The following is an 8,510-nucleotide window of genomic DNA, read 5'->3' as shown; positions in this document are numbered from 1 at the left end:
AACGGGTCTGCGACGAACCGCTCCGCGGTGAGGGCGAACCGACCCACGTACCCGTCCGCGAGCTGCACGCCGCCCAGATACAGCTCTCCTGGAACCCCCGGACCGACCGGACGCAACCACCCGTCCAACACCCGTACCACCGTGTTCGCCACCGGAGCACCGATCGGGACGACCGCGGCATCCGTGAGGGCGACGGGATCGACCGGGTGCGCGGTGACGTCGACGGCGGCCTCGGTGGGGCCGTAGAGGTTGTGCAGGCCCGCGTTCGTGAACAGCCTGTCCGCAGCGATGGCGGCTGCGGCGGGCAGGGCCTCGCCGGAGAAGAACACGCACCGCACCGACGACACCGTGTCCGGGTCGGGGCCCGATGCGAGGAACGCCTGCAGCATCGAGGGCACGAAGTGCGCCACCGTGACCCGCTGCCGCCGGATGACGTCGGCGAGGTAATCCGGGTCCTTGTGACCGCCGTCCCTCGCGACGACCACGCTCGCTCCGGTGACCAGGGGGAGGAAGAACTCCCACACCGACACGTCGAACGTGTCCGGCGTCTTCTGCAGCACCCGGTCTGCGGGGCCGACACCGTAGTCGTCCCGTACCCACGCGAGCCGGTTCACGATCGCCTCATGCGAGACCGCGACGCCCTTGGGGCGCCCGGTCGTTCCCGAGGTGAACAGCACATACGCCGCATCCTGCGGGGCCAGCGCCCGCGACAGCACGGGGGCGTCGGGCGCTCCGGCGTCCAGCACCGCCCGCACCGCTTCGTCGTCGAGTCGGATCGTGTCCGCGCCCGCCGTGTCGAGCACGCCCGCGTGCGCAGCACCGGTGGCAGTGTCGGTGACCACGACCCCCACCGTGGCGTCCTGGAGGATCTGGCCGATGCGTTCGGCCGGGTAGTCCGGATCGATCGGGACGTACGCGGCCCCGGCGCGGATCACCGCGATGAGCGTGACGACGAGATCACCCGAACGCGGCAACAGCACCCCCACCCGGTCCCCCACCCCGACCCCCCGGCCCGCGAGCAGCCCGGCGAGGGCGTTCACCCGGGCATCGAACCCCGCGAACGACCACGCCACACCCGTCGCGTCATCCACCACCGCCATGCCATCGGACGACACCGCCGCCCGCGCACGGATCAACCCGTCCAACGTCGTCACGGGGACATCGCGGACTGAGCCCGAAGACCACTCCGCGACAGCACGCCCGTCATCCGCGGGAAGCAGATCCAGACCGCTCACCCGCTCGTCCGGGAACGACGCGATCGCCTCCAACACACGCCGGAACACCCCCACAAACCGGGCCACCGTCGCCGGATCGAACAAATCCGTGGCATAGGAGAGACGGAAACGGATGCGTGAGGCTTCGGGGAAGACGCCGAGAGTGAGCGGATAGTGGGTGGAGTCGCGGATCTCGAGATCGCTGAAGGCGACGCCTGCCTCATGCCTGGCTACGAGGGCTTGCTCGTCGAACGGGTAGTTCTCATAGACGACGAGTGTGTCGAACAGTCTGTCGACTCCGGTGACACGATGCAGCTTGGCGAGCGGTGTGTGGTGGTGATCCAGGAGACGGGCGTTCTGATTCTGCACCCGACGGACGAGGTCCCGAAGCGTGGGATTTCCGTCCAGCGCGATGGGCGTGGGGATGGTGTTGATGAACAGCCCGACCGCGCCTTCGATCCCATCGATGTCCGCCGGACGCCCGGAGACAGTGGTGCCGAAGACGACGGTGCCCTGCCCCGTGACGGTGTTGAGGAACATCCCCCACGCGGTCTGCACCAGACTGCTCAATGTCACACCGGCTTCTCGTGCGGTGGCATGCAATGCCCCGGATTGCGCCTCCGCCGACTCGAACAGCACCTCCTCGGGGAACGCCGTCGATGCTGCGGGGGATGATGGCGCAACCAACGTGGGTTCCTCCACCGCCGACAGCGTTCGCTCCCACTGCTGAAGGGACGCGCTCTCGTCCCGGTCGTCGAGCCACGTTAGGAACGCGGGGAACACCCGGTCAGGGATGACGGGCGTCGTAGGCGTCCGGTACGCGTCGAGGAGTGCGCGGGCTAGGACGGGCACCGACCAGCCATCGGCAAGCACATGATGCATCGTGAGCACCACCGCATGCGTCGTCGACGACGTGGTCACCAGGTTGACTCTCATCAGCGGGGCCGCTTCGAGATCGAACGGGATCGTCCTGTCCCGATCTGCGACACTTCGTGCGGCCTCATCGGGGTTCGGCGCGTTCGTGGCGTCGGTGACCGAGAACGGGATCGTGACCGATGCGGGGATGACGGCCACATGCTCGCCGGATCCGGTCGTAGTGATCGCGGCCTTGAGATTCGGGAATCGCTCCAAGACCCGGACGAAGGCGTCGCGGAGCCGACCCGGAACGAGAGCGCCTTCGACGTGGAGGATCGTCTGAGTGACATAGACATCCACGCCTCCCTCGCCCCCTCCGATCAGGGACTCGAACACGATCCCCCGCTGAAGCGGAGCCAGTGGATACGCGTCCACGAACTCCCCGTAGCGAGATGCCCACCCGTCGAGGTCACCCTGAGGCACGCCGGACACGGTGAGGTCGGACGGGGAGTGACGCGTCGTGCTCGTCGTCCGAGAATGAGCGCTCAGGGTCGTCAGGGCAGCCTGCCAGAGCGTGACGAGCTCGCGTACGTCGGTCTTGTCGACGATGCCGGATGCGAACGCGAACGTTCCTTCGAGTACCGGACCGTCTCCGCTCGGCACCGCGGCGACGTTGATGTCGATCGCCGCCGGGATGCGCAGTGCTTCGGGTGCGTGCCCTCCGATGCCTGGAAGCTCGGGCGCCGTCGCCCATGCGCGCACATCCCGTGCGTCGACGCCTCCGAACTGGCCGAGGTAGTTGAAGCCGATCTGGGGCATGTTCCCGGATACGAGGGCTTCCACGGACTCTGGGCGGAGGTGACGGAGGAGCCCGTATCCGAGACCCTTGCCGGGGACGGTGCGAAGGTGTTCCTTCACGCGGAGGACCGCGTCGGCCGCAGCGGAGGGGTCGACGACCGCGAGCGCGGGGTCGATGTCGTCGGTGGACAGGGCCACGGGATACCAGGACGTGAACCATCCGACCGTGGAGGACAGGTCGCTGCCAGGCACGAGAGATTCCTCTCGACCGTGGCCTTCCAGCCCGATAAGGACGCGCCGATGATCGACGCCGTGTCGGGAACGCCACGCTCCCACGGCCGCCGTCAAGGCTCCGAGGAGGACATCGTTGACCTCCGCGGTCAGCGCCTGCGGGACGTCGGTGAGAATGGCGCGGGTGACGTCCTCGGGAACCGTGACCCTCACGCTCCCCGACGTCGCGCGCGTGTCCTGTGCGGTGTCCAGGCCGCGGGAGCCAAGCAGGGGCTCTTCGCCGGAGATCGTCTCGGTCCAGTAGCCCCACTGGGATGCGATGTCCTCGTCGTGCGCACGCGACGCAAGAGCGGCGGACCATGCGGTCATGCTCGTGCCGGCCGGGAGGAGGGGCTCCGTCGTCGCACCGGTCTCGAGCTCCCAGGCGTGCCTCAGGTCGTCTCCGATGATTCGCCACGAGACGCCGTCGACGACGAGATGGTGGATGACCAGCAGCAGCCGCCCCGTGCTCTCCGCCTCTGTCGTGAACCAGACGGCTCGCCACAGCACGCCGGTTTCGAGATCCAACGACTCCGACAGCTCCCCTGTCGTCTTCTCAGCGCGCTCGACCCACTCCGCGGCGGACCAAGGTCCCGTCACCCTCTCCGTGCGGAGTCGGTCGCCCGCGCTCGCGGGCGCCGTGCGCGGGATCGCGAAACACCATCGGTCCGTCTCGTCTCGGGTGAGGCGGCCGCTCAGCACGGGATGATGCCCGACCACGCGCTCCATCGCATGGCGCAGGACATCCTCGTCGAGTCCCGACGGCGTCGTGAACACGAACGACTGCGTGAACGCCTCGAACCCAGGAAGACCGACGTGCGCGGCCGCGATCGGCCACAGCGCGGAGCTCGACGTCTCTGGGACGTGCACGACATCGACGGCCTCTTCCCGAGTGCGCTGATCTATGAGCGTGGCAAGGGTGGCGATCGTGCGGGCGGCGAGAACCTCCGCCGTGGTCACGGTGATCCCCGCTCTGCGGGCGCGGATGACCACTTGGATCAGCAGGATCGAATCCCCTCCGACAGCGAAGAAGTCATCGTCCACGCCGACTTCCTCGACCCCCAGGACGCTTTCGAAGATGCCGCACAGGAGCGTCTCCGTCGGTGTCTTCGGTGCGACGGCCTCTCCCTGCCGGACCTCGGCCGGCTCCGGCAGCGCCCGACGGTCCACCTTGCCGTTCGCGGTGACGGGGAACGCGTCGAGGACAATGAGCGTCGTCGGCACCATGTAGTCGGGCAGCTGCTCGAGGCACCATCTCCGCAGCGCGTCGACGTCGAGCGCTGCGCCCGGCGTCTCGGTGACGTAGCCGACGAGGGTTTCCACGCCGGCGTCGCCCTTCCTCAGGACCACAGCGGCCTGGCGCACCTGCGGGTGACGCGAGACGGCGACCTCGATCTCCTCCAGCTCGACGCGCCGGCCGCGGATCTTCACCTGGTTGTCGGCGCGGCCGAGGAACTCCAGGGTCCCATCCTCCGTCCAGCGGGCGAGGTCTCCCGTTCGGTAGAGACGCGAGCCGTCTGGGGCGAACGGGTTCGCCACGAAGGCCGACGCCGTCAGCAGCGGGTTCCCGACGTACCCGCGTCCGAGCAGGAAGCCGGCGGCGTACAGCTCGCCGCCGACGCCCACCGGGGTCGGAGAGAGCGTCTCGTCCAGGACGTACAGCTGGGTGTGCGGGTTCGGACGGCCGATCGACGTGGCGATCCGCTCCGCGGTGTCGCGGTAGACGACGTGCGACACTCCGATCGTCGCCTCGGCCGGGCCGTACCCGTGGTAGAGCGTGGTGGAGAGCTGCTTCCGGAACTGCTCGAAGAGCCGAGGGGTCAGCACCTCCCCGCCGCACCAGACGTGCCTGACGCCGCCGAGCGCCGACACGCCGCGCTCGCGATCCAGCACGAGGAGTGCGTCGAGCATCGACGACACGAGGTAGAGGTAGGTGACCCGCTCGCCCGCGATGAGGTCGAGCAGGTAGTCGGGGTCCTTCTCCTGCCCCGGGGCGGCGATGACGACGCGGCCGCCCGAGATCAGCGGTAGCAGTATCTCGTTGACCGAGATGTCGAACGCGAGTGGAGCCTTGAACAGCGAGGCGTCGTCCGGCCCGAACAGGAGCACGTGGTCGCGCTGCCACATGAGGCGTTCGCAGATGGCCTCATGACGGATCATGGCGCCCTTCGGCGTTCCCGTGGAACCCGACGTGAAGATCACGTACGCGAGCTGGCCGTTCGCGATCGTGATGTGCGGCGGCTCGGACGGGAGCTGACCGAAGCGCCAGTCGTCGAGGCTCACGACGACCGGCTCGGCGGCGGGCTGCTCGGGTCCGCCCTCCGCGACGAGGGCGAATCGGGCCGAGGCGTCGGCCATCACCTGCGCGCGTCGCGCCGCCGGCCATTCCGGGTCGACGGGGACGAACGCGCCGCCGGCGACCATCACGGCGAGGACGGCGACCACCATCTCCGCGGACCGCGGCAGGCAGATGCCCACCGTGTCCTCGGCGGCGAGACCCCGCCGGCGGAGGGCGTGAGCCAGTTGCGAGACCCGCGCCGACAGCTCCCCGTAGGTGAGGAGCCGGTCGCCGTCGACGAGGGCCGGGGCATCGGGGGCGGAACGGACTGCCGACGCGAAGAGCTCGGGGACCGTCGCGGTGTCTGTGGGGGACGTGCGGTCGTTCCACCGCTTCTGCAGATCAGCGATGTCCACGAATGCCTGCTCCTGAAATTAGCTTAGCCACACCTATCCTTCGTCCACTGTGGTGATCGGGGGTTGCGGTGTCAAGTGCGCTGGCGGCCGTGTCCTCGTCCACGTAATGTCGTTGCCATCCGACCGAAGTTTTATTAGCCTCACCTAAGTGACCCACGGAGACCACATCTCGCGCGAACTCATCCCCCTCACCCGTGCGCAGCGCGGAGTCTGGGCGGCGCAACGTCTGTTCCCCACGGCGACGGCCTACCGCATCGGTCAGCTCGTATGGCTCGACGGGGCCGTCGACTCGGCGGCGTTCGGGCACGCCGTGGCACGCGCCTTCGAGGAGGCCGACGCTCTCCGTGCGCGCTTCGCAGAGGTCGACGGCACGCCGTGGCAGTGGATCGACGACTCGTCGTCGCTCGTGACCGAGGTCGTCGAAGAGCCGGCCGACGACGCCGCGATCCGGCATCGGGTTCGAGCGTCCTATGACTCGCCCGCCGATCCCGTCGGCGACGCGCTCTCCAGCTCGACACTGTTCCATCGGGAGGGCGGCTCCTGGGTATGGAGCTTCTCGAGCCATCATCTGCTGGTCGACGCATACGGCTTGTCGCTGTTCACCCGACGTGTCGCCGAGATCTACACGGCCTCGCTCGCGGGCGATGATCAGCCGGGGCGATGGTTCGACGAGTGGTCGAGGGTCGTCGACGATGAGAACTCCGCGGTCGCCGACACGGGCTCCCCGAGCATACCCAACCGCTGGGCGTCGATGTTCGACCGGTCTGAGCCTCTCGGTCATGCGCCGGCGACGCGTGGCGATGATCTGTTCCTGATCTCCGACCGCCGTGTGGCGGTGCCGTTGGACCCATCCGCCTGGTCTCGGCTGCAGGATGCGGCTCGTGAGACCAAGGTGACCTGGGCCGCGTACCTCACGGCGCTGTGGGGTACTTACATGTCCCTCCAGGAAGGGCGACGGGAGCTGATCCTCCGCGTGCCGTTCATGATGCGGAACTCCCCTGCCGCGCTGCGCACGCCCGGGATGCTCGTGACGACGCTTCCGCTCGTGGTCGACCTCGACGGCGAGTCGCCGATCGGGGATGTCGCCGGAGAGGTCGGAGATCAGCTTCGCCGGACGAGCCGGGAGAAGGACCTGACGGAAGAGCATGTCGCACGCCGCTGGCCCGGGGGAGAGTTCGACTACCGGGCCCTTCCGCACATCAACATCAAGGCGTTCGACTACCAGGCCGACTTCGGCGGCCTGGTCGGCCGGCAGGAGACGGTCAATCCCGGCCCGATCGGGCGGCTCGACCTGACGGTCTACTCCGATTCGGTGCACGGCTCGCGACTGGAACTCGCGAGCCATGAGAGGTTCGCCGACGCGGATGAGCTGATCGCCCAAGCGGATCGCTTCGCGGGTTTCCTGGAGGCGGCGCTCCGTCGTGGTCCCGATGTTCGGGTCGTCGATCTCCCCTCGGTGATGACGTCGCAGGAGAGCGCTCAGACCGGATCATGGTCGAATGGTGCAGAGCTCGAGGTGCCGGATTCCACGTTGGACGAGCTGGTCCGGGCGCGGGCTGCCACGCGTCCGGACGGGATCGCCGTCATCGACGATGCGAGCGGTTCGGAGCTTTCTTTCGCCGCCTTCGACGCGCGTGTGAACGCACTCGCCCGCCTGCTCGTCGCACAGGGCGTGGGCGTCGGAGACCGGGTGGGCGTGCTGCTCCCCCGGTCGAGCGATCTGGTCGTCACCCTCGCGGGCATCATCCGCGCCGGCGCGGTGTGGGTTCCCGCGGACACGTCGTATCCGGCGGATCGCGTGGATTACGTCTTCATGGATGCGGGTGTATCGGTCGTCGTCACGGATCGTCTGACCGAGGCCGCGCATCGATCCGGTCTCGCGAACCTGGCCTCGTCGCTCGTGCTTCTCGACGATGCGCACATCGCGGACGCGCTGGCCCGGGGCGCCGAGACGGCGCCGACGCTGTCGAGGCGGCTGTCGCCGAACGACGAGGTGTACTGTGTGTACACGTCGGGGACGACGGGGCGACCGAAGGGGGTCCGGGTCACCCACCGGGGGATCGTGAACCGGCTGGCATGGGCACAGGCGGTCCACGGGTTCGGTCCGGAGGACCGCGTGTTGCAGAAGACCCCGGCGACGTTCGACGCCTCGCTCTGGGAGTTCTTCGTCCCGCTGCTGGTCGGCGGCGCGGTCGTCGTGGCCGAGGAAGAGGGCCACAAGGATCCGGAGTACCTCGCCGACGTCATCGCACGGCAGCAGGTCACCGTGACCCATTTCGTGCCGTCGATGCTGCAGGCCTTCCTCGCCTCGGAGCCCGATCCCGGGCGGCTCTCGTCGCTGCGGCAGGTGTTCGTGTCGGGCGAGGCGTTCCCGGTCTCCGCCGCGCTCGAGGCCCGGCGCGTGTTCGGCGGTGCGCGGATCGACAACGTCTACGGCCCGACCGAGACCACCGTCGACGTCACGCTCCTGTCCCTGGACGTCGAGAGCCTGTCGCCTCACCTGGTCGTGGTGCCCATCGGAGGTCCAGGGCCGAACGTGCGCGCGGTCGTCCTGGACGGGTGGTTGCGTCCGGTCGGTCCGGGGGTTCCAGGAGAGCTGTATCTGGGCGGCGTGCAGCTCGCGGACGGGTACGTGGGTCGGTTCGCCCTCACCGCGGAGCGGTTCGTCGCAGACCCGTT

Annotated in this window: 2 protein-coding genes; one reads left to right on the top strand and one right to left on the bottom strand. The window is 68.7% G+C overall.

The window, feature by feature from the left end; translation table 11 throughout:
* Positions 1–5,831, bottom strand: a 5,831-nt coding sequence (locus tag GVL03_RS18440; protein WP_159502475.1) for a non-ribosomal peptide synthetase, incomplete at its 3' end; no start/stop codon positions are given.
* A gap of 148 nt (positions 5,832–5,979) precedes the next feature.
* Between GVL03_RS18440 and GVL03_RS18435 the strand changes: the two genes are divergently transcribed.
* Positions 5,980–8,510 (top strand): AMP-binding protein (locus GVL03_RS18435; protein ID WP_159502474.1); only part of this gene is annotated, 2,531 nt, incomplete at its 3' end.

Source organism: Microbacterium sp. 18062 (genome assembly GCF_902706225.1).
Taxonomy (GTDB): Bacteria; Actinomycetota; Actinomycetes; order Actinomycetales; family Microbacteriaceae; genus Microbacterium.
Note: the sequence above shows the minus strand (reverse complement) of the source record. Positions and strands in the feature narration are given on the sequence as shown.